The organism is Vibrio sp. 10N.286.55.E10 (assembly GCF_002872555.1).
In the GTDB taxonomy this organism is placed as follows: Bacteria; Pseudomonadota; Gammaproteobacteria; order Enterobacterales; family Vibrionaceae; genus Vibrio; species Vibrio crassostreae.
Genome location: NZ_MCSD01000006.1, coordinates 82,775 through 109,103, shown reverse-complemented (window position 1 = coordinate 109,103; position 26,329 = coordinate 82,775). Strand labels below are relative to the sequence as shown.

Here is a 26,329-nt window from a genome sequence, read left to right as displayed (position 1 = left end):
ATCCACATCATGTGACATTGGTTTACTTCAGAGCCAGCCTAACGTTGCGCTTATACCAACAACCTAAGCCATCTGGAAGAGTTTCATTAATCTGAACGTACTGGCTGGTCACCTTAGTAACTCGGCCATTGTTTAGGCCGATAAACTGGCCTTTCTTGACGTTTACCACGTTGCCTTTCGGTGTTTGCACTAGCCCAAACACACTTGAACCACTGCCCATTACACCTCTTAAACGAAGCTTGCTCAGCGGGTACTTCTCTAACTTTCCGTTACGAGAGCGAGCGCTAGGTTGCCAACAGTCTTTCTTAACCAAAGGCTGGTTTTGCACAATGGCTTCTTTAGGAAGTTCAAAGGGAGGACGAAAGGCTCGGCGCTGATAAGTCGCCGCCGTGAATTCAGTTGCTGGGACAAGTTGCTCGACATCTTTTCTCGCCTTAGTTTCAACCTGTGCCACGAAGTCTGGGAGTGAATCCTGATTTGCTTTGCAGCCTGACAGTGCAAGCAGCAACACGATTGAGTAAAGCGCGCTATTGGGTTTCATCATTGACCTCCGATTTAAACTGGTAGGTATAAGCTCGAACCCTAAAGTGCAGAGTGCTACTTTCTTGGCTAACTCGCTGCCAGTTCACATCATCAAAGCTAATGATGCGCGGCAGCTTAGCGATGGCAGCCGAAAAGTCACCAATCTCATGGTAGTCACCCGTCAGCTCGATATTGAGCGGTAAACGATAGAGAAACTCCTTGTTCTGTTTTTGTCCCCAATCGATTCGAGTAAAGGTCAGCGAATTATCCAAGCCGAGTTCATTCACAGACGCCAACATACTGGCTAGCTCTTTTTGAACAGGCAGCTGCTCTAACAGGTAATCGTAGCGACTGGTTAGTTCATCCAGCTGACTCTGCAATTTAGGCAAGGCTGCAACCTTATTGGCCTTAATTCGCAAGGTCGTCTTTAAGGTTTGTTCTTGTTGCTTCATCTGTTGCAGTTCATCGTCGAGTGGCAACACATAAAGCCAAGTGCCTACACCTTGGATTAACACTATCAACACCAGAATCACGAGAAGCTGAGGCAGCAATGGCCACTCGGTGATCTCATCAACATCGAGATCTTGCAAGCTCATTCTATTTTGAAGGTTAGCCATGATGCGTCTCCTTCTCTTTTCTGCTCGCGGTTGTGTTTTCTAAAGAGACAGGGCTAAACACAAAAGAGACCTTGAAGGTCTGAAATTCTTTATTGAAGCGTTTGCGGTTATGAACGATAGAGTGCATCTCGACCCCTTCCAGGGAATCTGAGCGCTCTAAGTTGTCCAACATAGTCGCAAGACGAGCGGTACTGTCACTGATGCCCGACATCTCAATCTCCTGACCATTCATCTTTATCTTGTCGACATACACGCCCTCAGGAATCAGCTCTGGCATCAGGTTCATGAAGTCGGTGGTTTTATTGCGGCCAAGCTGCAAAGACTCCACCACATCAAGTCGAGTGAGAATGGCTTTGTGCTCTTGTTCGGCGACTTTTAATGACTGAATTTGTCGGTCGAGCTCAGCGATGTATTGATTAAGATAATTGAGGCGCGCTTGCTGCCTGGCTTGTTGGTCATAAAAGTAGTTACCGACCGCCCATTGCCCACCAAGCGCAATGATGACGCCAAGAATAACCAAATGAACAAAACGCTTCTTATGCTGAGCACGAATCTCATCACGCCACGGCAGCAAGTTAATTTGATGCAACATGCTTTTCTCCCTGCCACTTGAGTCCGCTCATCGCCATACCCGCGGCAATACCAAAGTGTTGCCAGTCCATTGGCAGTCGACGTCTCTTGGCGACCTTGTTCTCAAACAGAGACAAAGGATTCAATGACTCACAGCTCAGCTGAAAATGGCGCTCTAACTCTTCGGTTACCATAGGAATACTCGCACCCTCACCCATCAGCCAGATCCCAGAGATAGGTTGCTGCGCATTTCCCGATGAATAGAGCTGTAATTGGCGCTTGAGCTTCTCAATCAAATGAACAATGAATTGATGGGTATCTTCAGCCGTGCCGAACACACCTTCTATATCACTTGGGTTATCCGAGCTGCGAAGATCTTGAGTACCAAAAGCGATGTCTTTATAGAAAGGCGCTGAATTCTGCGGGATAACTCCTAACGACGTTTGGTCGATTCCAACATCCACCAGCAACCAGTTATTCTTATCGGGATACAAGCGCGAAGCCAATTGCCAGATGTTTAGCAGCCCATGGGCCTGTGTATCTACCACCACAGGTTTAAAACCAGCCTTAGTTAATGTATCCGCTCGGCTATCGACGACTTCCTTACGAGTGGCGTACACCTGATAACTGCTTGTCGAACCTTTACCAAATCGTTTGTCTTCCAGCTTTACAAAATCTAAACTCAGCTCCTCGATAGGAAAGGGAGATTGATGGGCGAAGGTTTGATAGATAGAAAACTCTTTTTCTCTGTCTTCTAACTCACTCTCTATTTGTAGTACTTTGCTGATCACCGTGTTATCAGGTACCGAAATGGCGACGTTGCGACAGCCAAAAGGCAGTCCTTTCCTAAGTTCTTTAAGTTTCTTAACAGTTTTCTGATACTCCAAAGTATGGTTAGCTGTAAAAATGTCGTCCGAAATCGGCAGCTCTTTGTATCCCACTAGGGCATACAACTCCCCCACGGGTTTTAGTACCACGGCTTTGATGCTGTGATGATTTATATCTATACCTGTAATTAATGATGAACCCATGTGACCTAGCTCCTGAAGTGCCAAGCATTTCGTTGATTATCTAGGGGTTGTGATTATTAGTTAAATAAGCGTTAATAAACGAAAGCTAAGTTTTTAGCCTAGAGTACAAGGGTTTGCTGCTTATCAGCCTTAACTAATCAGGGATTATCCGGTGAAGTTCATAAAGCGATTATTCATATTTACATTGATTTGCATGATTCTTGGAGTCAGTACAATTTTCGGGTTTTATTATTACGTAAAACCAGAGTTGCCTGATGTTGCCACTTTGCGCGACGTAGAACTCCAAACGCCGATGCAAGTCTTCAGTCAAGACGGTAAGTTGATCTCTCAATTTGGCGAAAAGCGTCGTAATCCGGTGACTTATGACGAGATTCCTCGCCACTTAGTTGAGGCTCTGATTGCCACCGAAGATAGCCGTTTCTATGAGCACCCTGGTATTGACCCAATCGGTATCACACGTGCAGCACTCGTGGTTGCAATGTCGGGTTCAGCAAAACAAGGGGCGAGTACCATTACTCAGCAGCTTGCGCGTAACTTCTTCTTATCTAATGAGAAAAAGATTATGCGTAAGATCAAAGAGATCTTCATTGCGATCCACATTGAGCAACTGCTTAGTAAAGAAGAGATCATGGAGCTTTACGTAAACAAGATCTTCCTTGGTCACCGTTCGTATGGTTTTGGCGCTGCAGCACGTGTTTACTTCGGTAAGGATCTTCCTGATCTAACACTGAGTGAAATTGCGACACTTGCGGGTATGCCCAAAGCACCTTCGACAATGAATCCTATTTACTCTGTTGAGCGCGCGACTAACCGTCGTAACGTCGTATTGCGTCGTATGTTAGACGAGCAATACATCACTCAAGCAGAGTTCGATGACGCTCGTAGCGAAGAACTTATCTCGAAATACCACGGTGCAGAGATCGAACTGAGCGCGCCGTATGTTGCAGAAGTTGCACGTGCTTGGATGGTGGAACGCTACGGTGAAGAAGCTTATACATCAGGCATGAAGGTCTACACGACTGTTGATTCGAAACTGCAAAAAGCAGCGAACCAAGCCGCAATTAAGAACCTACTTGGCTACGATGAGCGTCATGGCTACCGTGGCGCTGAAAAAGTATTGTGGCAGACTGCGCAATCAGCGTGGGATCAAGAACAAATCGTTAAACACCTTAAGTCTCAACCAACCTATGGTGACCTAGTCCCTGCTGTTGTTACCGCAGTTAATTCGAAAAGTGCGCAAATTTGGGTTAAGAACCAAGGTAAAGGCACTATCGAATGGCAAGGTATGAACTGGGCACGCAAATTCCTAACGGATAACCGCCAAGGACCAGCGCCTTCTCAAGCAAAAGAGATTCTAGCTGTTGGTGAACAAATCTGGGTTCGCCATGAAGCCGTTACAGGCGATGAAGTCTCTGAAGAGCCGACAGAAGAGTCAGCGACTGCAGAATCAGAAACACCAGTTGTATGGCGACTTAGCCAAGTACCTAATGCGAACACCGCATTTGTTGCAATGAATCCGAACAACGGCGCTGTGTTGTCGATGGTGGGTGGCTTTAACTTCGTACACAACAAGTTCAACCGTGCAACGCAATCTATTCGTCAGGTGGGTTCTGGTATCAAACCATTTATCTACTCAGCAGCGATTGAGAAAGGCTTAACGCTAGCCTCACTGATCAATGATGCCCCGATTAACCAATGGGATAAGAGCCAAGGCACAGCATGGCGACCAAAGAACTCGCCACCGACTTATGTGGGTCCAACTCGTCTACGTATTGGCTTAGCTCAGTCTAAAAACGTAATGGCGGTACGTGTACTACGCGAAGTAGGCCTGGATGATACTCGTAACTACCTTACTCGATTTGGTTTTGATATTGACGAAGTACCGCGCTCTGAAACTATTGCGCTAGGTGCTGGTAGCTTAACGCCAATGAAAGTAGCGCAAGGTTACTCGGTATTCGCTAACGGTGGTTACTACGTTGAACCTTTCTACATCAGCCGCGTTGAGACTCCATTTGGCGAGACTGAGTTTGAAGCGACACCAAAAGTCGTCTGTAAAGAAGATTGCAAACAGACCATCACAGCCGATCCAATGGCGGATGAGTTTGCAGAGCAAGACGTGGATGCGAAAGTTCAATACGCACCTCAAGTTATCTCTGAGCAGAACGCATTCCTAGTTCGTGAAATGATGTACAGCAACATCTGGGGCGGCGGTGATTGGAGTGCGGGTACAGGTTGGAACGGTACAGGTTGGCGTGCACAACCACTGAAACGTCGTGATATTGGCGGCAAAACCGGTACGACTAACGACTCGAAAGATACTTGGTACAGCGGCTACGGCCCTGGCATGGTTGCAACGGTATGGGTTGGTTTTGATAACCACAACCGCAACCTAGGCAGAACCAAAGCGAACTCAAACCTTGGTAAGAACCAAATTACGGGTGCAGAAGCTGGCGCGAAAACAGCAGAACCTGCATGGGTTGATTTCATGGGTACTGCGTTAGCGGGTGTTCCTGCTGAACGTAAAGAGATTCCGGAGAACATCGTTCGTGTTCGTATCGACCGTGAAACTGGCTTATTGACTAATAAGTTCGATAGCTCATCAATGTTCGAGTACTTCGAAAAAGGCACTGAGCCAACCGAGTACATCACAGAACGTTTCAATGACGACATCTACTCAACCTCATCAGGTGAAGCAGTAGAAGAACTGTTCTAGCTAGGGTTTGTTGAACCTAGTAAGTTGAACCAACAAAAAGGGTTGATATGAATTCATATCAACCCTTTTTTTATATCTATACCTTACCAGCTTGGGCTCTGAGATCGAGTGTTAAGCTGTTTTCTCCAGTTGAGTTCGGATAGTCTCAGCCAATTGCTCGAAACGTCCCTTCAATGGAGAACCCGGACGGTAAGCCACGACAATTCTACGTGAAGGCGTTGGATTCACCGCAGGTACGTAACACACACCGTCTTTCTGCTTCTCTTTCGGCACAGATAGCTGAGGAAGCAAGGTAATACCCGCCCCCGCCGCAACCATGTTACGCAGCGTTTCTAAGCTAGTCGCCTTAAAGCGCTCATCATCTTTGGCGCCCGCCGCAAAACAGAAGCCCAAGGCTTGGTCTCTTAAACAGTGACCGTCACCTAGCGCCAGTACGGTCTGTCCATTTAGCTGCAGCATATCGATAGTGTCTTGCTGAGCCCACTCGTGGTCACATGGAACGGCAACACTTAAGGGCTCGTCATACACATCAATCTCTTTGAACACCGCGGTTTCGTCAACTGCAGCCAGTACCAAGCAATCAAGCTTGCCATCTTCAAGTTGACTCACTAGCTGATGGGTCTGAGCTTCATGCAAGTAAAGCTCAAGATCTGGGAAGCTCTCTTTAAGATGAGGAACAATCTTAGGCAAGATGTAAGGACCCACGGTTGGAATAAAACCAATGTGCATTGGCCCCGTCATCGCTTCACCGTGGCCACTCGCCATATCTTTAAAAGTTTTCACTTCATTGAGAATACGCTTGGCTTGTTCAACAAGTTGTAACCCTGATTCTGTAAATATCACCTTCCTTGGACTACGCTCGGTTAACTGAAGTCCGATTTCATCTTCTAGTTTGCGTATTTGACCGCTTAGTGTTGGCTGACTGACAAAGCACGCTTCTGCCGCTTTTCGGAAGTGTTTATGCTCTGCGAGCGCTACCAAGTATTCAAAGTCACGAATGTTCATGATCAGTCTCTTACCTCAGGTTTTAATAAGAACAAGGGTTCTAACAAAAACATTTAAAAGAAAAATGCCATTGATAGAATTTACCTATCAAAACCATAACATCAAACGATTAGAGCTATCAAAGGATTTATCTAATAATGGGCTCAACGAAACGAAACAGAGCGAAGAAAAACGTTAAGCTCTGATAGAACAAAATTAAAAATACTATTTAAGGAAATCAATATGTTTGCATCTAAAGAAGGTCAATCAATCCCTCAAGTAACATTCCCAACTCGCCAAGGTGATGCATGGGTTAACGTAACGACTGAAGAGCTATTCAAAGACAAAACAGTTATCGTATTCAGCCTACCAGGTGCGTTTACGCCAACATGTTCTTCAAGCCACCTACCTCGTTACAACGAGCTACACTCTGTATTCAAAGAAAACGGTGTTGATGACATTCTGTGTGTTTCAGTAAACGACACATTCGTAATGAACGCTTGGAAATCAGACCAAGAAGCAGAAAACATCACATTCATCCCAGATGGTAACGGTGATTTCACAGACGGCATGGGTATGCTAGTTGAGAAAAACGACATCGGTTTCGGCAAACGTTCATGGCGCTACAGCATGCTGGTTAAAAACGGCGTGGTAGAAAAAATGTTCATCGAAGAAGACGTACCAGGCGACCCGTTCAAGGTTTCTGATGCAGATACTATGCTTAACTACCTTGCTCCTGAGCACAAAGAGCAAGAGTCAATCACAGTATTCACTAAGCCAGGCTGTCCTTTCTGTATGAAAGCAAAACAGAACCTAATCGACAAAGGTCTGAACTACGAAGAAGTGGTTCTAGGTAAAGATGCAACAACAGTAAGCCTACGTGCAATCTCTGGTCGCACTACCGTTCCTCAAGTATTCATCGGTGGCAAACACATCGGTGGTAGCGAAGAACTAGAAGCTTTCCTAGGTTAATCACTTAGTCGCAAGTAAACGCTTAGTAAATAAATAGCAGTAATACCAGCTAACCCACCCTCTTGTGGGTTAGCCATTCCAAACGCTCTTATCTGAGTTTTGGAAAAAAGAATATAGCTGGTGACTCGCCTGTCTTTTACTAACCTATAGTTAGTAACAAAAAGCAGAACCACAAGCTAAACCTAATAAAACAGAATCACAAAACTGACCCACTATCCTGACTCTCAAAAAATCACCAGAGTTGGAGGGGTTCGTTCAAACCAAATTTAGCCATTGCGAGAAAATTATTATGAAACAAGTCAATGTAGATGTAGCAGTTATCGGGGGCGGTACGGCAGGTTTAGGTTCTTACCGCGCTGCAAAAGCACACACTGACAGTGTCGTGATGATTGAAGGCGGCCCTTACGGTACAACCTGTGCTCGTGTTGGTTGTATGCCATCTAAACTGCTTATTGCAGCAGCGGAAAGCGTACACCAAATCGAGAAAGCACCAGCTTTTGGCGTTCACCCACAAGGTGATATCGTGATTAACGGCCGTGAAGTGATGGACCGAGTGAAGTTTGAACGTGACCGTTTTGTTGGTTTTGTTTTAGAAGGTGTTGATGAAATCCCAGAGCAAGACAAGATCTCTGGCTACGCAAAGTTTTTAGACGACAGCACACTACAAATTGATGACCACACGGTTGTCACCGCTAAACGTATTGTTATCGCAACTGGCTCTCGCCCTGCATACCCTGCCGTTTGGAATGAGCTTGGAGACCGTCTGATCATTAACGATGACGTGTTCAGCTGGGATGATTTACCAGAATCGGTTGCAGTATTTGGCCCTGGTGTTATTGGTCTTGAGCTTGGCCAGTCACTACACCGCTTAGGTGTGAAGACCAAACTGTTCGGTTTAGGTGGTCAAGTTGGCCCAGTAACCGACCCAGAGATCATGGCTTACGCAGATAAAGCCTTCAATGAAGAGTTCTACCTAGATGCCGACGTGAAAATCGAAAGCATGAAGCGTATTACCACTGAATCGGGTGAGGCTCGCGTCGAAATCCAGTTCATCAATAAGCAAGGTGAACTAGAAACTAACGTCGTTGAGTACGTACTGGCAGCAACGGGGCGTCGTCCCAACACCGACAAACTTGGCCTAGAGAATACCTCTCTAGAACTTGATGAGCGTGGTGTTCCAATCGCTGACCACTACACGCTACAAACATCATTGCCATCAGTATTCATTGCAGGTGATGCAAGCAACCAACTGCCTCTGCTACATGAAGCAGCAGACCAAGCCCGCATTGCAGGTGACAACGCTGGTCGCTTCCCTGAGATTCGTGCAGGTCTACGCCGCTCTAAAATCTCAGCGGTATTCTCTGACCCGCAAATCGCGATGGTTGGTGAATCCTACAAAGAGATCACCACCCGCTTAGGCACATGTGGTTGTTTCGCAACGGGTGAAGTGTCGTTCGAGAACCAAGGTCGTTCACGAGTGATGCTACGCAACAAAGGTATTCTGCACGTTTACGGCGAGCAAGGTACAGGCCGCTTCCTTGGTGCTGAGATGATGGGACCAAACGCAGAACACTTAGCTCACTTGTTAGCATGGGCACACCAGAACAAGATGACGGTTTCTGAAATGCTAGACATGCCGTTCTATCACCCAGTAATTGAAGAGGGTGTACGAACAGCGCTGCGTGACCTCAACGCGAAACTGCACTTAGGTCCAGAGATGGTGAAACACTGTCTAGATTGTGGACCTGGTTGTTAATCTCGGTTGATTGAGACAGAACACATAAATTAGATACTAAAAAGGAAAGCCATTGGCTTTCCTTTTTGTTTTTCGGCAACGAACAAATAACAGATTCCCGACTACGCTCCTTCGTCGCTTTCGGGAATGACGTTGATTTATTTAAGCCACTAAACCAAAACTTAAACCGTCATTCCAGAACCGAGGGACGAGGTATCTGGAATCTCTTAAAACCGTTACTTATCGCTAAATGCGAGAGAATTACTTCTCAGCTGCAATCACAGAGATCTCAACTAGCAGTGCTTCGCGAGCCATGTCGCCAGTCACACATGCGCGAGCTGGAGCGTGACCTTCTGGAACCCATGCATCCCATACTGCGTTCATTTCTTGGAAGTCTTTCATGTCTTTCAAGTAAATCGTTGCTGACAGCATGTGCTCTTTGTCGCTGCCTGCTTGCTCAAGTAGCGCTTCTACTTTATCTAGCATGGTCTGTGTTTGTTCAGTGATGTCTTTAGTTGCATCAGCACAAACTTGGCCACATAGGTAGATAGTACCGTTGTGTTTAACAATACGGCTCATACGTTGCTTGGTTTCTTGGCGCTCAATCATCGATCTTCTCTCTCTATGTCACCGTGATCCAATATCTTGTGACGTGGTATTATCAGGGCAACAAGCATAACGCGAATCAAGCCCAAGATGACATGTATTCATTGCAATAAAAATGAAAAAATCTTCAACAAACTCGGTCGCTGCCAACGTTGTATGAACCAACTCATGGTGCTGTCGCTCTTGAGTTGGGGAACATGGTGGTTACTTTTCAGGGAAGACCCGAAAACCATCAATGCCATCGCCTTGATGATGGCCGCTTTCGCGTTCAGTGGCTTGTTATCGCTGCATTGGATAATGAAGTTAGTGGTGCTGCCTTTAAGGAACAAAAAGCGTTAGCTGAGGAGTTTGCTGGATAGGCAATAATGGTTAGATGATAGGTTCAATACATCAATCGTGCACCGTAATTATCGAGCTATTATCATTTACCAAACAGCGGATAGAAAAAAGCCCCAGAACCAATCGATTCTAGGGCTTTCTTAGAAAATTCTAAGAAAAAGCAGTGGTACTTTAATAGACTGGGCTTTTCTTAGTTTGTTCCCAAAAAAGATCAGATTTTTGATCTTTTTTTTAGGAGCTATAAAATCAATGTCTTATGCAACATTAACCTTAGCGATAATCTGCTCTACCAAGTTCACTTCCAACGCCACTTCATCACACGCATGTTGACGAGGACACTGGTCACAATCTTTCAGTACCTTCTCAGGCAGTAGAGATTTCGATGTCGGTAAGAAATCATGCTTCATGAAGAACTCTGGTGTACGAGTCAGCACAAACACCTTCTTGATGGCCATTTGTCGCGCTTTCTCAACCAAGTGCTGCACAATCGCAGTACCCTGCCCTTGACCTTGCCAGCCAGCCTCAACACCGAGTGAGCGAATTTCTGCTAAGCCAGAGTCATACACATAGAGTGATGCACAACCTGTCACCTCTCCATGATGTTCCGCGACCGCAAACGAGCCAATATCACGCACCAGTTCATTACGAGAACGAGGTAGATTTTCACCCATGTTCGCCCAGTAAGCGACCATGCCTTCTAACGCTTCAATATCAGTCAGACGAGCAGGACGAACCTTAACGATGGAAGTGTCACGCTGTGATAAACGTTTCTCAGCTTGGTCAACCGCGTAAGCCACTTGCTGTGGAGATACACCACCTAGCGCGCTACGTTTTTCAAGACACGATTCAATGGTCAGGATGTCATATACATCCTCTTCAATCACCTCAGAGAACTCTTTCATCTCTGCGATGGTTAATTCTTCTAATGCACAGCCTTTAGCAATCGCCGCTACTACTGTTACACCGACAATATGGTGAGCTTCACGGAAAGGAATCCCTTTCGCTACTAGGTAATCAGCCAGTTCAGTTGAGTTCGCGTAGCCTTGTTTCGCCGCTTCAAGTGTACGTTCGCCGTTCACTTTAATGCCGTCAAAACAGAGCGCTGCCATTTCCATACAATCATTCCAAGTATCTAAAGCGTCGAACAGACCTTCTTTATCTTCTTGCATGTCTTTGTTGTACGCCAAAGGCAGAGCTTTTACTGTCATCATCATTGCAGCTAGTGAACCGTAAACACGGCCAGTTTTGCCACGGATAAGTTCTAACGCATCCGGGTTTTTCTTTTGTGGCATCAGAGATGAACCTGAAGTCACGGTATCTGCTAACTCGATGAAGTTTGATTCACCTGAGTTGTAGAAAATCATATCTTCTGCAAGACGCGAAAGGTGAAGCATAGAGATAGAAGCGATCGACATCAGCTCCATCACATGGTCACGGTCAGAGACTGAATCTAGAGAGTTGCGCGTTGCACGACGGAAACCTAAGTTGTGAGCTAACTCTTCACGGTCCATCGGGTAAGCAGTTCCGGCAAGGGCACCAGAACCCAGCGGACATGTATCTAGACGCTTAATCGCATCATTCAAACGAGAATAATCACGCTCAAGCATTTCAACGTAAGCCAAGCACCAGTGAGCAAAAGTTACCGGCTGAGCACGTTGTAAGTGAGTGTAGCCAGGAAGCACAGTTTCTTGATGCTGAGAAGCAACGTTGACCATTTGGCTCTGTAGGCGATCCAATGCCAATAGCAGTTGGTTACCTTGCTGACGACACCACAGTTTCAGGTCGGTCGCCACTTGGTCATTACGAGAACGGCCTGTGTGAAGCTTTTTGCCCAAATCACCGACTTTGCCGATAAGTTGTTGCTCAACCCAGCTGTGAATATCTTCTGCATCAGAACGTAGAATCTGTTCAGGATCTTCCATCACCTCAAGTTTTAGCTCATTCAGCGCTAACTCAAGCTTCTGCTGCTCTTCTTCTGTTAATACGTTGACCGACAGTAGAGCTTTAGACCAGGCAATTGAGCCCACAATGTCTTGCTCAGCCAATCGGTAATCAAAACGAAGAGAATCGTTAAAATCTTTGAACCGGGTGTCTGCTGCTTGGGTAAATCTACCGCCCCATAATGCCATTGTGTATCTCCTAATTGCACAGTGCTCACTGTTTTTGCAAATGATAATTCTGATTAAGATTCAGTATTTTTCTGATGGTTTAAACTTACGGCAATTCAAAATGAAAATAAAGTATTAATTCATTATTTTAACATATTTATTCACCAGAAGTTCAATCCATTGATTATTTTCAGCGTGGAGCGCGAATTATATGCCATTCGATAGTAAAAACCGAAGCTGATTTATTCGGCGAATAGAAACTAAAAAGCCCACTCACTAATCAATAGTGAATGGGCTTTGCATAATAATGTCTGTTTACTGACCTTTAAGCTTTCATCAAAGGCTAGCTCACTAACTCATTGTTAGCATTACTTTTGGCTATTCAGAGCACGAATACGACTTGATAGCGAGTAAAGACGGATGAAGCCTTCAGCGTGGCTTTGGTCGTAAACTTCATCTTCACCAAAGGTTGCAAACTCTTCTGAGTACAGGCTGTTGTCAGAACGCTTCTGAGTCACCGTTGCATGGCCTTTGTAAAGTTTGATAACCACTTCGCCATTCACGTCTTGTGCTAGTTCTTCTGTCGCTGCAAGGATTGACTTACATAGCGGAGTGAACCAACGACCATCGTATACAAGGTGAGATGCTTTAACACCTAGCTCTTCACGGAATTCGAATGCCGCTTTATCAAGAACCAGCTGCTCTACTGCACGCAGTGCTTCCATCATGATTGTGCCACCCGGAGTTTCATAACAACCACGAGACTTCATGCCAACAAGACGGTTTTCTACGATATCGATACGACCAACACCGTGCTTAGCGCCCTTCTCATTTAGGTAAACCAGTGCGTTGTATGGCGTCATTGTTTCACCATCAACCGCTACCACTTCGCCTTTTTCAACTTTAAGCGTCACTGTTTCAGATTCGTTTGGTGCCTGCTCTGGGTCTACAGTCCAAGCCCAGCAATCTTCGTTCGGTGCGTTCCATGTATCTTCTAGAACGCCACCTTCTGTTGAGATGTGCCATGCGTTTGCATCACGCGAGTAAATCTTAGTCAAAGAAGCAGTACAAGGAATGTTACGCTCTGCTAGGTAATCTAGACACTCTTCACGGCTCACTAGATCCCACTCACGCCATGGTGCAATTACGTGTAGGTCTGGTGCTAGTGCTGCGAATGCACCTTCAAAACGAACTTGGTCATTACCTTTACCAGTACAACCGTGACACAGTGCGTCTGCTCCTACTTTACGAGCAACTTCAACCTGCGCTTTCGCAATGATTGGACGAGCCATAGAAGTACCTAGTAGGTATTTGCCTTCGTAGTAAGCGCCCGTTTTTAGCGTTGGGTAGATGTAATCTGCCACCATCTCTTCTTTAAGGTCAGCGATGTAACACTCAGAAGCACCCGAAGCTTTCGCTTTCTCTTCGATACCAATCAACTCTTCGTCGCCTTGACCAACATCCGCAACAAACGCAACCACTTCACAGTCATAGTTCTCTTTCAACCATGGAATGATTACTGATGTGTCTAGACCGCCAGAGTAGGCTACTACAACTTTCTTTACGTTAACTTTGCTCATTTTCTTTCTCCTAGTTTCCATACTGCACATGGCGGTCAGCGTTGGAAATGACTTCATAATTATATGTTTATTTAATTTGTCTAAATTCTTTAAGTAGTGACTCGTTGTAAGACCTACTGAGGTAAAAACTGTGTTCCTATGCTTTTACCTGAAAACAGTTGTGTTAGCTTTTCTGGGTATCGCCAAGTGGCAACTTCGATTGGTCGTCCAAGGTCGTTAGCGGCTTCTAGTGCAGCTTGAACCTTAACGATCATGCCGTCAGTAATCACTTTGCCTGTAATAAGGTCATCAGCTTGCTGTTGATTAAGGCTTGGAATGAGGTGGCCTTTGCCATCCAACACACCACTTACATCAGAAAGTAGCACCAGTTCAGCATCAAGTGCGCCTGCAACGGCAACCGCTGCTTGATCGGCATTGACGTTCATCAGTTGGCCTTGCTCAGTCAGACCAATTGAGCTAATGATTGGCAGTGCGCCCGCATTAAGAATCGCTTGCAGAACGGTTGAGTCGCCCGGCTCCGCTTTTCCTACTGCGCCCAGCTCAGGGTTCAGTTCGCTCACTTTGCATAAACCACCATCTGCAAGGCTCAAACCAACGGCATTGATACCATCTTTAATTGCCTGACCTTGAAGTAGTTTGTTGGCCGTGCCCGCTAGTGCACCAGCGATCACAGGGATCTGGTCATAAGGAGTAACACGTAGCCCTTCTTTCTTGACGGTTTCGAGGTTCAACTTATTCATCAAATCATCAACAAGGTAACCACCACCGTGAACAATCACGATTGGTCGTTCTGCCTGTTGTTGGTAAGTAGAGATAGCTCCAAATAACTTGCTAAGTGTTTCACCACAAGATAGCGCAGCGCCACCTAACTTTATGATTAATGGTTGATTATTAAGGCTCATATCTAGATTTCCTTACACTAACGCAGTTAATGGCGCAAAACCATAACGTAAATTTAAACACTGCATCGCTTGGCTAGATGCACCCTTTAATAAGTTATCAATCGCTGAAACAACGATGATGTGCTGACCTTGAACCTTCCAACCTAAGTCGCAGAAAGGCGTCTGTTCTACATCTTGAATTCTTGGCAGTGTCTCTTCGAGTAGTCTCACTGCAGGTTTACCTTGGTAAGCTTGCTCAAAGGCATCTTGTATCTGTTGCTCTGTCACGCCTTCAGCCAGTTTCATGGTGATGGTCGCTAAAATACCGCGCTTAAAGTTGCCGAGGTGCGGAGTAAAAATCACATCACATCCTAAATGTGCAGCCATTTCAGGCTGATGACGGTGATTGAATACGCCGTAAGCTTGCAGACTCACTTCGCAGAAGCTGTTAACCATAGTCGCCTTACGACCCGCTCCAGTAACCCCGCTGGTCGCGTTAATCACCGGCCATTGGTTCTCATCCAGCAACTTCGCTTCAACCAAAGGCTTAATCGCCAATTGTGATGCGGTTGGATAACAACCCGCGACTGCGACAAGTTGAGCCTCTTTAATCGCTTGCTCATTCCATTCCGCTAAACCGTAAGCGGCTTTATCTAGCCATTGTTCGTGTTGGTGTTCAAAGCCGTAGAACTCTTGGTAGAAGTTCTCGCCTTTAACTCTGAATGCACCCGATAGGTCGAAGACTTGGCAATCGTTTTCTAGAAAAATTGGCGCTAGGTCGTGACTTACTTCGTGTGCGGTAGCTAAGAAAATCACATCAGACTGCTTTGCTACTTCTTCTGGATTCGTTAATGGCTGTACTGGCATATCAATCAAGCCAGCTAACTTACCGTGCAGTGCCGCAATAGGTTTACCTGCGTCTACACTATTGGCTGAGACATATAAACCTGATAGCGTGAGCTCAGGGTGTCTGTTTATCATTAGAGCCAGTTCTGCTCCTGTGTAGCCGCTTGCGCCAATGATCGTGGTTTTCAACATCTCAACACATCCATTCCTGAGGTAAGTTACATTTCAAAATTTGACTATTCATACTTAATTTTTGGCTTTATTTGATTTCTTATGCATTAAATATGATTTAATATGTGTTTTACCGACTTATAGTTTTCCTGTCAATAGTAGAAGTGAAGATATTATGCAATTACCGAGTTTTCTTGAGGTCTACAAAGGCCTAATTTCCACCGACTCTATTAGTTCTACCGATCCAAGCTGGGATCATGGCAACGAAAAAGTGATCGAAAAAATGGCTCAATGGTTTAAAGACTTAGGCTTTAGCGTTGAGGTCGTGGAGGTCGAGCCCGGCAAGCATAATATGGTCGCAAAGATGGGCTCAGGTGAAGGTGGCTTGTTATTAGCGGGACACAGCGACACAGTGCCATTCGATGAAGGGCGTTGGAACTTCGATCCTCACGCACTAACAGAACACAACAATCGCTTCTATGGGTTAGGCACGGCCGATATGAAAGGCTTTTTCGCTTTCGTTTATGAAGCGGCAAAGAAGATGGATTGGAGCAAACAGGCGAAGCCACTTTATGTATTGGCAACCTGTGATGAAGAGACCACCATGCTAGGCGCACGTCACTTCACGGAGAATGCACCATTTAAACCGGATTACTGCATCATTGGTGAGCCAACCAGCCTTGTGCCTATACGTGGTCATAAAGGTCATGTCGCCAATGCCGTGCGAGTAACCGGTAAATCAGGTCACTCTTCGGATCCTGCATTAGGTGTCAACGCCATCGAAATCATGCATGAAGTGCTGTTTGCTTTGATGCAGCTGCGTGACAAGTTAGTCAAAGAGTATCACCACCCGGGTTTCGCTATTCCAAGTCCGACTCTAAACCTTGGCCATATTCACGGCGGTGATAGCGCTAACCGAATCTGTGGCTGTTGTGAACTACATTACGACGTTCGTCCTTTACCAGGCATCAGCTTAGATGGGTTGGATAACATGCTGCGCAGCGCACTCAAGGAAGTAGAAGCAAAATGGCCGGGCAGAATTGAGATTACTCCGCTGCATGAGCCGATTCCGGGTTACGAGTGCCAACACGATCATCCATTTATTGGTGGTATGGAATCAGTGTGCGAGATTGAATCGCAAACCGTGAACTACTGTACAGAGGCACCTTTCCTTCAAGAGCTGTGTTCAACCTTAGTACTAGGTCCGGGGTCAATCGACCAGGCTCACCAACCGGATGAGTTCTTAAGCTTCGATTTTATTGACCCAACAATTGATGTTCTGAGTAAATCGATCCGTAAATATTGTTTCTAGTTATTGCTACCCGTTCGATATTTTTATACAAAAGCTACCCCAAAAGGTGGCTTTTATTCTGTTACCTCTGACATAGCCTGTTCTTGTAATTAAATTTCACTTTATTCCACAGTATTGAAAAATTCACTTCTCCCACATTTCTAAACCTAATAATTGCAAACTTAGAATGCTTTATTTGACTAGATACAGCAGTTTTCGCTAGATTGTGTACTTAACAAGGAACAATGGATGTAATTTTTTTACGAGGCAGGATGACAATGAACGAGAAATACGCCGCTCTCAAGAGTAACGTAAGCATGCTGGGACGCTTGCTAGGTAACACAATCCAAGATGCACATGGTGACGTTATCTTAGAGAAAGTGGAAACTATCCGTAAACTTTCCAAATCCGCCCGCGCAGGCAACAAAGCTGACCGTGACAGCCTAGTTGAAGAAATCAAAAACCTGCCGAACGAACAACTCACTCCTGTTGCTCGTGCATTTAACCAATTTCTCAACCTCACCAACATGGCAGAGCAGTACCACACCATCTCTCGCCACTGTGAGGAGCATGTTTGCGAACCAGACGTGCTGCAATCTCTATTTTCCAAATTAAACCAAAACGACATCAGCAAGCTAGATGCGGCTCAAGCTGTTCGCGACCTGAACATTGAACTCGTTTTGACTGCACACCCAACAGAAATCACTCGTCGCACCATGATCAACAAGCTGGTTAAGATCAACGAGTGTCTGTCTAAATTAGAATTAAGCGACCTATCACACAAAGAGCGCGTGAAAACCGAACGTCGCCTAGAGCAACTTATCGCTCAAGGTTGGCACTCAGATGTGATTCGTCAACAACGCCCAACGCCACTTGATGAAGCTAAGTGGGGCTTTGCGGTTGTAGAAAACTCTCTATGGGAAGCAGTACCAGATTTTCTACGCGACATGGATGGCCGACTAAAAGGCTACCTTGGTGAAGGCCTGCCGATCGATGCACGCCCAGTACACTTCTCATCTTGGATGGGCGGTGACCGCGATGGTAACCCATTCGTAACGCACACCATCACTAAAGAAGTGCTGCGCCTATCTCGCTGGAAAGCTGCAGACCTTTACCTAGGCGACGTTAATGAGCTGATTACCGAGCTGTCGATGACTAAGTGTAATGATGCGGTTCGTGAACTAGCAGGTGATGAGCACGAAGCTTACCGTGCAATCCTTAAGAGCCTACGCACTCTGCTGAACAACACGCTAGAAGTGCTTGACGCAAAACTGCATGATGCTGAAGTACCGAAGAAAGAAACACTGCAGAACATCGACCAACTTTGGACACCACTTTACGCGTGTTACCAATCGCTGCACGAATGTGGCATGGGCGTAATCGCAGATGGTTCTCTGCTTGATACCCTACGTCGCCTAAAAGCATTCGGTGTGCATTTAGTTCGTCTCGATGTTCGTCAAGAAAGTACACGTCACTCAGATGTCCTATCTGAACTGACTCGCTACCTAGGCATTGGCGATTACGACCAGTGGAGCGAGCAAGACAAGATTGCTTTCTTAACCAATGAATTAAGCTCAAAACGCCCACTGCTACCGCGCGACTGGGAGCCATCTGAACAGGTCAAAGAGGTTTTAGACACCTGTAAGGTAATTGCAGCTCAACCTCGTGAAGCCTTCGGCGCTTATGTGATTTCTATGGCTCGTACTGCATCGGATGTACTGGCTGTTCACTTGCTTCTGCAAGAATGTGGTTGCCCATACCGCATGGACGTATGTCCACTGTTCGAAACGCTAGACGATTTGAACAACTCAGAAGCGGTAATGAAGCAGCTAATGAGCATCGACTTGTACCGTGGATTTATCCAGAACCACCAAATGGTGATGATCGGATACTCTGACTCAGCGAAAGATGCGGGCGTAATGTCTGCAGGTTGGGCCCAGTATGACGCGATGGACAAGCTGGTTAAAGTTTGTGATGAAGAAGGCATTGAACTGACTCTATTCCACGGTCGTGGCGGTACGGTTGGTCGTGGTGGTGCGCCAGCGCACGCTGCTCTTCTTTCTCAGCCACCTAAGAGCTTGAAAGGCGGTTTACGTGTAACTGAGCAAGGCGAAATGATCCGCTTTAAGCTTGGTTTACCAGACGTTGCTGTAAACAGCTTTAACCTTTACGCAAGTGCGATTCTAGAAGCGAACCTTCTGCCGCCACCAGAGCCAAAACAAGAGTGGCGCGACCTAATGGAAGTGCTGTCTCAAGTCTCTTGTGAGGCTTACCGTAACGTGGTTCGTGGTGAAGAGAAATTCGTACCTTACTTCCGTCAAGCGACGCCTGAACTGGAGCTAGGTAAACTGCCTCTTGGTTCTCGCCCTGCAAAACGTAACCCGAATGGCGGCGTAGAAAGCCTACGTGCAATTCCATGGATCTTCTCTTGGAGCCAAAACCGTTTGGTACTTCCTGCATGGCTAGGTGCTGGTGAAGCCATTCAATACTCTGTAGACCAAGGCCATCAAGCGCTACTGGAAGAGATGTGTCGTGAATGGCCATTCTTCTCAACTCGTCTGGGTATGTTGGAAATGGTGTACTCGAAGTGCAACATGGAAATTGCGAAGTACTACGATCAACGTCTTGTTGACGAAGAGCTATTGCCTCTGGGTGAGTTACTGCGTGAACAGCTACAAAAAGACATCAAAGCGGTACTGAATGTAGAAAATAACGAGAACTTGATGCAGAGCGACCCTTGGGGGCTTGAGTCAATTCGCTTACGTAACATCTACGTTGAGCCACTAAACATGCTTCAAGCAGAACTGCTGTACCGTACTCGTAAGTGTGAAACACCACCAGCAGAGCTAGAAGAAGCGCTAATGGTGACGATTGCAGGCATTGCAGCAGGTATGCGAAACACTGGTTAATTAGTGATTTCTACTATAAAAAGAACAAAAGGTCGCCACGCGCGACCTTTTTATTTTGCAAAATAACCACTAGTGAGTATTTTGTCAGTTTTTTGGGTTATTTTGTCCATGTATTCTACTTTATGCTTATTATTTAGATATACTACTGCTCCGCTGCGGAAACACTCCAAAAAAATAATCTGCAGCAATTTGATCAATAAACTGGTCAACCTAGGTGATAAACGGCTTTGTAAGGTGACATAACCAACCGATGAGTTGGTGCTACTTAGACATAACCAATATAACGTGCCATTAGAAGCACACTTGTTGTTTAAGTATTTGTTTACTGTTTACCATTTGGATTTCAGACATGTCATTACCACACGTAATTCTAACCGTTTTAAGTACACGCGATGCTACTGGTTACGATATCACAAAAGAATTCTCCGCAAGCATTGGTTACTTCTGGAAAGCTAGCCACCAACAAGTTTACCGCGAGCTAAATAAAATGGCTCAGAACGACCAGGTAACTTGCGTGCTTGAGCCTCAAGAAGGCAAACCAGATCGTAAAGTTTACTCTATCACTGATGCTGGCCGTAGCGCGCTAGGTGAATGGTTTGAACAACCAACTGCACACCCAACCGTTCGTGACGAGTTCTCAGCTAAGCTAATGGCTTGTGCTGTACAACCTTCTGACGCTTACCGTGTACAACTTGCTGAGCTAGTAGAAGAGTCTCGCAAACTGGTTTCTCACTACAAAGAGATTGAAGCAGCTTACTACGCAACGCCATCAACTCTAGACAAGCAAGCACGCCTTGAGCGTCTTACTCTTCGTCGTAACCTACTTATCCGTGAAGCATGGATTGTATGGGCTGAAGAAGTACTGCTTGAACTTGGCGCTCTTGCTTAAGTTAAGCTAGAAGCTAGAAGCTAGAATAGCAAAAGGCTTGAACTCTTAGAGTCCAAGCCTTTTTTGTATCTATAGGATTTGAAATTTTACAGCCAGAGGCTTTTACAAGCACTTAGGCTTTACTTCTTAGACTTTGCTTAAAGCGCAGCGACTTGTGGACGAACACCTAATGTGTGGCAAAGTGCGTAAGTCATTTCTGCACGGTTTAGCGTGTAGAAGTGGAAGTCTTTCACACCTTCACGGCTCAGTGTACGAACCATATCAATTGCTTGGCTAGCACCAACAAGCTGACGAGTCGTTGGATCATCATCCAAACCTTCAAACTGCTTCGCCATCCAACCCGGTACTTTTACGTTGTTCATCGCAGCAAAGCGAGACGCTTGCTTGAAGTTAGAAACCGGTAGGATGCCCGGAACAATTTCAACATCTACACCAGCCGCCACACAGCGGTCTCGGAAACGTAGGTAGCTTTCAACATCGAAGAAGAACTGAGTGATAGCACGGTTAGCTCCCGCATCGACTTTACGCTTAAGGTTAATAAGATCCGATTGAGCGCTTTTTGCTTCAGGGTGAACCTCAGGGAATGCCGCTACTGAGATATCAAAATCGTGGCGAGATTTAAGTAGCTCGACTAGGTCAGATGCGTACATATCTGGCGCGCCGCCGCCTGCTGGAATATCACCACGCAACGCAACAATACTCTCGATACCATTCGCCCAGTAATCGTCGGCAATTTGAATCAGCTCTTCGCGACTCGCATCAATACACGTTAGGTGCGGTGCTGCAACTAAGCCTGTTTGGTTCTTAATCTCTTTAATGATTGAGTGGGTACGGTCACGTTCGCCCGAGTTTGCACCGTAAGTTACCGATACAAACTTTGGTTGAAGTGTTTTAAGACGGTGAACAGAATTCCACAGGGTCTCTTCCATCTTCTCATTGCTTGGTGGAAAAAACTCAAATGACACATTGATGTTGTCAGAAAGCTCAGCGATATTCTGATTTAAAGCGTCGATATGACTAGCGTGTGTGTATCCCATCTTACTCTCCCTGTGGCAAAAGCAACCACTAAAAACTCAAATCCTTAAACGACGTTTAGACGTCTATATGTCTGTAGAATGTATTGAATACGATTTAATGTCAACAGATCCATTATGAATTTTTTTCAAGTAGATCGTGAGTAAAACTCAAGTCGTTAGATGGGTCGCAAAGCAGAAATAAGGAAGAAAAAAGGCTGAGAAACACATCGTGCTTTCAGCCTTATTTATCTTAGTGAATAGTATGCTATTTAAGTGTCATAGCAAATGATCTGAGTATTAGAACAGGCTCGACATTCGGTTCAAATCAGACTGAATTGCACCAGCCGTCACTTCACGTCCAGCACCCGGGCCACGAATAACCAATGGATTATCTTTGTACCATTTACTCTCGATCGCAAAGATATTGTCGCAAGGCAGCAAGTTCGCCAGAGCGTGCTCTTTAGATAGGGCTTCAACACCTACGGTTGCCTTACCGTTCTTCTCTAAACGCGCTACGTAACGTAGAACTTTCTGTTGAGAGTGCGCTTTCTCTAAACGCTCGGCCAACTCTTCGCTTAGCACCGAAGCCTTATCAAAGAAGTCATCTACCGACAGATCTTGCAACTCTTCAGGGACCAGTGATTCCACTTTGACGTTTTCAGGCTCGATATCTAAACCCGATTCACGCGCCAGAATCACCAGCTTACGCATCACGTCTGAACCATCTAGGTCAGCACGAGGGTCAGGTTCAGTCAGGCCTTGTTGCCACGCTAAGTCAACCAACTCGCTGAATGGCACGGTGCCATCAAACTGTTGGAACAACCAAGACAGCGTGCCTGAAAAGATACCTGACAGCGCAATAATGTCATCGCCACTTTCACGCAAGTCTCTGACTGTGTGGTTAATCGGCAGGCCTGCACCAACGGTCGCGTTGTACAACCAGTGACGGCTGATCTTAGCGAAAGCATCCTGTACTTGATGGTAATACTCGCTCGATGCAGAACCAGCCACCTTGTTAGCCGAGATCAGGTGAATACCTTGTTGTGCGACTTGCAGATATTTTGCTGCAAGCACTGGGCTTGCCGTAACATCTAACACAACCGCTTCATCGTAGCCCTGAATAGAACCTAAACGCTCTAACCAGTCGTTACCATTATTGGCAATGGCTTCATCGTCAAAACACTTACTCACTGAGGTCGCATCAATGCCTTGATCGTCGAACCAATAGGTTTGGCTATCAACCACGGCTACCAATTCGAAGTTCATTCCACGGCGCTTTTCAAGTTCCGCTTTTTGCTCTGCAAACAGGCTTAACCAACTTGAACCAATGTTGCCCTTACCACACAAAGCAATCGCAACACGCTTCTGCGCTTGGAACAGTTGAGAGTGAATGCCTTTCACTAGGCTTGATGTTTCACTCTTACGAATGACTGCCACTAAGCTTAAGCCTGAGTTCGCTTCTGAGATGAACTCAACCGGCGAGCTCTTAAGTTGTTGGTAGAAACCGTAGCAATGGTTCGGGTTCTTAGTCACACCCGCACCCACAGCAGCAATCAGAGAAAAACCTTCTTTAAGCTTAATCTCAGCTTCAATCGCGTGGTCTTGAAGATATTCTAATGCACCACCAGCTATCTCTTCCGTGTAGGCAAGACGCAAGCAGTGTTGATCCGGTTCAAGCTCATAGGCAAGCGGCTCCAGTTGAGCACGCTTAAGCCCTTCAAGGACTTCACTCTCGAGACGGTCGAAATCATGGCCGTGCCCAAAGGTCAGTTGCACGATAAGCACTTCATCCAGAGAGGTAATGATTTTGGCGCCACGACCCGATGCCAGTACGCGCTCAATCTGTGTAGAGCCCGCCTCCGGCTGGTAGCTGCAGCGTAAGCTGAGATCCATAGCACTTTGAGCCACAGGCTGTAGCGTTCGGCTATGAAGCACTGGAGCGGCAAGACGAGCCAATTCACTGGCTTCATCAAGGCGAAGTAGAGGCAGTAGACACGCATCTGAAACCAAACGAGGGTCAGCGCTGTAAACGCCCGCCACATCACTCCAAATCGTCACGCGTTCAACTTCAGCCAAAGCACCAATCACGGTTGCTGAGTAATCCGAACCGTTACGACCAAGTAATACCGTTTCACCCTCGAAGTTCTGAGCCATAAAGCCCGTAATCACCACGCGGCAATGTGCATGCTGCGCTAAGGCTTCTTTGATCAGAGGATAAGAACGTGCGCGGTCAACTTCAGGTTGAGCACCCGCTTCTGCACGTAAAAAGGCACGTGCATCTTGAGCAACTGCTTGTAAGTCATGCTGGCATAACAAAGCAGCGAGTAGACGTGAAGACCAAACCTCACCGTGTCCAAGCACTTTTGCTTTTTGTGCTTCACTTAAAGGAGCCGTTAGCTCCCCCAAAGCGGTAAATTCTTGTTGAATGGTTGCCGTTAGCTGAGCCGAAGACTCACCTTCAAGCAGTGTTTCAATCAGTTCAAGCTGGAACTGACGAAGTGCCTGTAGGCATTCATGAGCAATACGACCATCTTTGTCGAGCGCTTCAACAAATTCAATTAAGCGGTTGGTTGTTTTGCCCGCTGCTGATACCACCACCAAATCAGTTGCTGTTGAGTATTCTCTAAGAATGTTGACCACGCGCTGATAACACTCAGGATTCGCTAAACTGCTGCCACCAAATTTATGTAGCTGGCGAAAGGTTGCCATTATTAACCCTCCCCTTCAGCGATAAAGCCTTGTGTCTTTTCAAACGCTTGCTTGAGGTCGTCAATCAAGTCATCAGCATCTTCAAGGCCAACAGAAAGACGCAGTAACTGTTGAGAAACACCCGCCTCTGCCAGTGCTTCTTCGCCCATCGCACGGTGAGTCATCGACGCAGGGTGACAAATCAAGCTTTCCACACCACCCAGTGATTCAGCCAAAGAGAACAGCTCTAATTTATCGACAAAGTACTTAAGCGCTTCGAATGAACCCGCAAACTCAAAGCTCAACATTGAACCAAAGCCAGACTGCTGTTTCTTCGCAATATCATGACCTGGATGTTCAGGGAGGCTTGGGTGATAAATAGTGCCAACGAGATCTTGCTGCTGCAGAGACGCCAGAATTTCACGTGAGCTTTCTTCGTGAACTCGCATACGCGCACCTAGCGTACGAATACCACGTAAAGTCATGTAGCTATCAAATGGTGTGCCGGTCGCACCAATACAGTTGCCCCACCAGGCTAGCTCTTCAGCGTGCTCTTCTGTCTTAGTGACCACAACGCCACCAATCACATCTGAGTGTCCATTGATGTACTTAGTGGTTGAGTGGATAACAAAATCCGCACCCAGCTCTAAAGGCTTTTGGAACACAGGTGTCAAAAACGTGTTGTCGACAGCAACCAGAGCACCAACCTCTTTCGCTTTGCGGCAAGTTTCTGCAATATCAACCACACGAACCAGTGGATTCGATGGGGTTTCGATTAAGATCAACTTTGGCTTAAGCGCGATCGCCGCATCTAGCGCAGCTTGATCCGATTGATCAACGAACAGAACTTTGAAGTCACCTTTCAGTGAGCGAGTGTTAAACAGACGGTAAGTACCGCCGTAGCAGTCGTGTGGTGCAATAATAAGATCATCGCCACCTAAGAAAGCAGAAACCCATAAGTTAAGCGCCGAAGTACCACAGTTAGTGACCACCGCGCCTTTGCCCGATTCAAGCTCAAACAGTGCAGTTTCTAGTAAACCGCGGTTTGGGTTACCAGAACGGGTGTAATCATACTTTGGCACTTCACCAAAAGCGGGAAACCCATAGTTAGTCGAAAGATAAATAGGTGGGACAACAGCATGGTGTTGCGTGTCTGACTCGATACCAGTACGTACTGCGATGGTTGCTGGCTTCCGGCTGCTCATAGGTGCTTCCTTACAAGTTTTGCGTCTGAGAATCACAGCTGCTTGTCGGCATTTTGCGGCTGTGTTAGATATATGTTATTCACTTTACTTTCATAAACGTGAGACGTCAACACTTCTAGACGTCTATATGTCTTTGCTTATGGCAGTAAATCCCGCTAAAATCACCACTATTAATTTATTCTAACAACTAAAGTGATGAAGGTACGCAATGGCCGACTGGAATGGTGAATACATAAGCCCATATGCTGAGCATGGAAAGAAAAGCGAACAAGTAAAGAAAATTACAGTTTCTATCCCTCTAAAAGTGTTAAAGGTTCTTACTGACGAGCGTACTCGCCGCCAGATTAATAACCTACGCCATGCAACAAACAGTGAGCTACTGTGCGAAGCCTTTCTACATGCGTACACAGGCCAACCACTACCAACGGATGAAGACCTTCGTAAAGATCGTCCTGACGATATCCCTGCTGAAGTTAAAAAACTGATGACAGAAATGGGTATCGAGTTCGAAGCGTTTGACGAAGAATAAAACAACTCAGTCACTGCCTTCATTATTGATTCGCTATAGCTGACCCATCTATCACATTATGCATTGCGTTTTTATGACTACGCTGCGAATGATAGACATAAAAAAACCGACTCCAGATGAGTCGGTT

General features: G+C 46.1%; 22 protein-coding genes. 9 read left to right on the top strand and 13 right to left on the bottom strand.

What is annotated here, in order from left to right:
- Positions 1-22 precede the first annotated feature (22 nt).
- Genes BCV39_RS05510 through pilM form a run of 4 tightly spaced genes read right to left on the bottom strand, consistent with a single transcriptional unit; the run spans position 23 to position 2,740 of the window.
- The gene (locus BCV39_RS05510; protein ID WP_102433301.1) at positions 23-541 is read right to left on the bottom strand and encodes a pilus assembly protein PilP; all 519 of its coding nucleotides are present in this window, start codon (positions 539-541) and stop codon (positions 23-25) included.
- Complete coding sequence (gene pilO / locus BCV39_RS05505) at positions 528-1,139, bottom strand: type 4a pilus biogenesis protein PilO (RefSeq protein WP_048659164.1); 612 nt, start codon at positions 1,137-1,139, stop codon at positions 528-530. The genes BCV39_RS05510 and pilO overlap by 14 nt, the downstream gene beginning before the upstream one ends.
- A complete protein-coding gene (locus BCV39_RS05500; RefSeq protein WP_102433302.1) occupies positions 1,132-1,731 on the bottom strand; it encodes a PilN domain-containing protein in 600 nt (199 codons plus the stop codon). The genes pilO and BCV39_RS05500 overlap by 8 nt, the downstream gene beginning before the upstream one ends.
- Positions 1,715-2,740 (bottom strand): type IV pilus assembly protein PilM, encoded by a 1,026-nt coding sequence (pilM, locus tag BCV39_RS05495; RefSeq protein WP_102433303.1) that lies wholly within the window; start codon positions 2,738-2,740, stop codon positions 1,715-1,717. Before pilM ends, BCV39_RS05500 begins: the two co-directional genes overlap by 17 nt.
- A 151-nt stretch (positions 2,741-2,891) precedes the next feature.
- Between pilM and BCV39_RS05490 the strand changes: the two genes are divergently transcribed.
- Positions 2,892-5,453, top strand: coding sequence for a PBP1A family penicillin-binding protein (locus BCV39_RS05490; protein WP_170960798.1), 2,562 nt, complete (start codon positions 2,892-2,894; stop codon positions 5,451-5,453).
- A gap of 111 nt (positions 5,454-5,564) precedes the next feature.
- Here BCV39_RS05490 and oxyR read toward each other — a convergent pair whose 3' ends face one another.
- The gene (gene oxyR, locus BCV39_RS05485; protein ID WP_102433305.1) at positions 5,565-6,458 is read right to left on the bottom strand and encodes a DNA-binding transcriptional regulator OxyR; all 894 of its coding nucleotides are present in this window, start codon (positions 6,456-6,458) and stop codon (positions 5,565-5,567) included.
- On the opposite strand from oxyR, the gene BCV39_RS23315 reads away from it, so the two are divergent.
- The 3 genes from BCV39_RS23315 (at position 6,457) to BCV39_RS05470 (ending at position 9,165) form a co-directional block, all read left to right on the top strand.
- On the top strand, positions 6,457-6,636 hold the full coding sequence (locus BCV39_RS23315) for a hypothetical protein (RefSeq protein ID WP_102433306.1): 180 nt from the start codon (positions 6,457-6,459) through the stop codon (positions 6,634-6,636). The genes oxyR and BCV39_RS23315 overlap by 2 nt on opposite strands.
- A gap of 44 nt (positions 6,637-6,680) precedes the next feature.
- Positions 6,681-7,409: a glutathione peroxidase gene (locus tag BCV39_RS05475; protein ID WP_102433307.1), complete on the top strand. Its 729-nt coding sequence runs from the start codon at positions 6,681-6,683 to the stop codon at positions 7,407-7,409.
- A gap of 289 nt (positions 7,410-7,698) precedes the next feature.
- Positions 7,699-9,165, top strand: coding sequence for a dihydrolipoyl dehydrogenase (locus BCV39_RS05470; RefSeq protein ID WP_055319906.1), 1,467 nt, complete (start codon positions 7,699-7,701; stop codon positions 9,163-9,165).
- A gap of 240 nt (positions 9,166-9,405) precedes the next feature.
- Here the strand turns inward: BCV39_RS05470 and BCV39_RS05465 are convergent, their stop codons facing one another.
- Positions 9,406-9,753 (bottom strand): RidA family protein, encoded by a 348-nt coding sequence (locus BCV39_RS05465; RefSeq protein WP_004729674.1) that lies wholly within the window; start codon positions 9,751-9,753, stop codon positions 9,406-9,408.
- A gap of 87 nt (positions 9,754-9,840) precedes the next feature.
- Here BCV39_RS05465 and BCV39_RS05460 point away from each other — a divergent pair, with 87 nt between their 5' ends.
- A complete protein-coding gene (locus BCV39_RS05460; RefSeq protein ID WP_080967687.1) occupies positions 9,841-10,089 on the top strand; it encodes a DUF3624 domain-containing protein in 249 nt (82 codons plus the stop codon).
- Between the two features lie 254 nt (positions 10,090-10,343).
- On the opposite strand, the gene argH is transcribed toward BCV39_RS05460, so the two are convergent.
- The 4 genes from argH to argC form a co-directional block, all read right to left on the bottom strand.
- On the bottom strand, positions 10,344-12,218 hold the full coding sequence (gene argH, locus BCV39_RS05455) for an argininosuccinate lyase (RefSeq protein ID WP_017061136.1): 1,875 nt from the start codon (positions 12,216-12,218) through the stop codon (positions 10,344-10,346).
- 347 nt (positions 12,219-12,565) lie between these two features.
- Positions 12,566-13,777, bottom strand: a complete 1,212-nt coding sequence (locus BCV39_RS05450; RefSeq protein WP_017632086.1) for an argininosuccinate synthase — start codon at positions 13,775-13,777, stop codon at positions 12,566-12,568.
- Between the two features lie 113 nt (positions 13,778-13,890).
- Positions 13,891-14,679 (bottom strand): acetylglutamate kinase, encoded by a 789-nt coding sequence (argB, locus tag BCV39_RS05445; RefSeq protein ID WP_102433308.1) that lies wholly within the window; start codon positions 14,677-14,679, stop codon positions 13,891-13,893.
- Between the two features lie 12 nt (positions 14,680-14,691).
- Positions 14,692-15,696: an N-acetyl-gamma-glutamyl-phosphate reductase gene (gene argC / locus BCV39_RS05440; protein WP_102433309.1), complete on the bottom strand. Its 1,005-nt coding sequence runs from the start codon at positions 15,694-15,696 to the stop codon at positions 14,692-14,694.
- A 154-nt stretch (positions 15,697-15,850) separates the two neighbouring features.
- Between argC and argE the strand changes: the two genes are divergently transcribed.
- From argE to BCV39_RS05425, 3 genes are all read left to right on the top strand, one after another.
- A complete protein-coding gene (gene argE, locus BCV39_RS05435; protein ID WP_102433310.1) occupies positions 15,851-16,987 on the top strand; it encodes an acetylornithine deacetylase in 1,137 nt (378 codons plus the stop codon).
- Between the two features lie 251 nt (positions 16,988-17,238).
- Positions 17,239-19,875, top strand: coding sequence for a phosphoenolpyruvate carboxylase (gene ppc, locus BCV39_RS05430; RefSeq protein WP_170960799.1), 2,637 nt, complete (start codon positions 17,239-17,241; stop codon positions 19,873-19,875).
- Between the two features lie 349 nt (positions 19,876-20,224).
- Positions 20,225-20,764: a PadR family transcriptional regulator gene (locus tag BCV39_RS05425; RefSeq protein WP_102433311.1), complete on the top strand. Its 540-nt coding sequence runs from the start codon at positions 20,225-20,227 to the stop codon at positions 20,762-20,764.
- A gap of 137 nt (positions 20,765-20,901) precedes the next feature.
- Here BCV39_RS05425 and metF read toward each other — a convergent pair whose 3' ends face one another.
- The 3 genes from metF to BCV39_RS05410 all read right to left on the bottom strand — a co-directional run bounded on the left by metF (position 20,902) and on the right by BCV39_RS05410 (position 25,673).
- Positions 20,902-21,801, bottom strand: coding sequence for a methylenetetrahydrofolate reductase (gene metF, locus BCV39_RS05420; RefSeq protein WP_029405383.1), 900 nt, complete (start codon positions 21,799-21,801; stop codon positions 20,902-20,904).
- A 276-nt stretch (positions 21,802-22,077) separates the two neighbouring features.
- Positions 22,078-24,489: a bifunctional aspartate kinase/homoserine dehydrogenase II gene (locus BCV39_RS05415; protein ID WP_102433312.1), complete on the bottom strand. Its 2,412-nt coding sequence runs from the start codon at positions 24,487-24,489 to the stop codon at positions 22,078-22,080.
- 2 nt (positions 24,490-24,491) lie between these two features.
- A complete protein-coding gene (locus BCV39_RS05410; protein WP_102433313.1) occupies positions 24,492-25,673 on the bottom strand; it encodes an O-succinylhomoserine (thiol)-lyase in 1,182 nt (393 codons plus the stop codon).
- 208 nt (positions 25,674-25,881) lie between these two features.
- Here BCV39_RS05410 and metJ point away from each other — a divergent pair, with 208 nt between their 5' ends.
- Positions 25,882-26,202 carry a met regulon transcriptional regulator MetJ gene (gene metJ / locus BCV39_RS05400; protein ID WP_004415993.1) on the top strand — a complete coding sequence of 107 codons (321 nt, stop codon included), beginning with the start codon at positions 25,882-25,884 and terminating at the stop codon, positions 26,200-26,202.
- The last annotated feature ends 127 nt before the right edge of the window (positions 26,203-26,329 follow it).

Coding starts and splice junctions, on each gene's coding strand:
- BCV39_RS05510 (WP_102433301.1), bottom strand. CDS start 541: ATGAAACCCAATAGCGCGCTTTACTCAATCGTGTTGCTGCTTGCACTG.
- pilO (WP_048659164.1), bottom strand. CDS start 1,139: ATGGCTAACCTTCAAAATAGAATGAGCTTGCAAGATCTCGATGTTGAT.
- BCV39_RS05500 (WP_102433302.1), bottom strand. CDS start 1,731: ATGTTGCATCAAATTAACTTGCTGCCGTGGCGTGATGAGATTCGTGCT.
- pilM (WP_102433303.1), bottom strand. CDS start 2,740: ATGGGTTCATCATTAATTACAGGTATAGATATAAATCATCACAGCATC.
- BCV39_RS23315 (WP_102433306.1), top strand. CDS start 6,457: ATGATCAGTCTCTTACCTCAGGTTTTAATAAGAACAAGGGTTCTAACA.
- oxyR (WP_102433305.1), bottom strand. CDS start 6,458: ATGAACATTCGTGACTTTGAATACTTGGTAGCGCTCGCAGAGCATAAA.
- BCV39_RS05475 (WP_102433307.1), top strand. CDS start 6,681: ATGTTTGCATCTAAAGAAGGTCAATCAATCCCTCAAGTAACATTCCCA.
- BCV39_RS05470 (WP_055319906.1), top strand. CDS start 7,699: ATGAAACAAGTCAATGTAGATGTAGCAGTTATCGGGGGCGGTACGGCA.
- BCV39_RS05465 (WP_004729674.1), bottom strand. CDS start 9,753: ATGATTGAGCGCCAAGAAACCAAGCAACGTATGAGCCGTATTGTTAAA.
- BCV39_RS05460 (WP_080967687.1), top strand. CDS start 9,841: ATGACATGTATTCATTGCAATAAAAATGAAAAAATCTTCAACAAACTC.
- argH (WP_017061136.1), bottom strand. CDS start 12,218: ATGGCATTATGGGGCGGTAGATTTACCCAAGCAGCAGACACCCGGTTC.
- BCV39_RS05450 (WP_017632086.1), bottom strand. CDS start 13,777: ATGAGCAAAGTTAACGTAAAGAAAGTTGTAGTAGCCTACTCTGGCGGT.
- argB (WP_102433308.1), bottom strand. CDS start 14,679: ATGAGCCTTAATAATCAACCATTAATCATAAAGTTAGGTGGCGCTGCG.
- argC (WP_102433309.1), bottom strand. CDS start 15,696: ATGTTGAAAACCACGATCATTGGCGCAAGCGGCTACACAGGAGCAGAA.
- argE (WP_102433310.1), top strand. CDS start 15,851: ATGCAATTACCGAGTTTTCTTGAGGTCTACAAAGGCCTAATTTCCACC.
- ppc (WP_170960799.1), top strand. CDS start 17,239: ATGACAATGAACGAGAAATACGCCGCTCTCAAGAGTAACGTAAGCATG.
- BCV39_RS05425 (WP_102433311.1), top strand. CDS start 20,225: ATGTCATTACCACACGTAATTCTAACCGTTTTAAGTACACGCGATGCT.
- metF (WP_029405383.1), bottom strand. CDS start 21,801: ATGGGATACACACACGCTAGTCATATCGACGCTTTAAATCAGAATATC.
- BCV39_RS05415 (WP_102433312.1), bottom strand. CDS start 24,489: ATGGCAACCTTTCGCCAGCTACATAAATTTGGTGGCAGCAGTTTAGCG.
- BCV39_RS05410 (WP_102433313.1), bottom strand. CDS start 25,673: ATGAGCAGCCGGAAGCCAGCAACCATCGCAGTACGTACTGGTATCGAG.
- metJ (WP_004415993.1), top strand. CDS start 25,882: ATGGCCGACTGGAATGGTGAATACATAAGCCCATATGCTGAGCATGGA.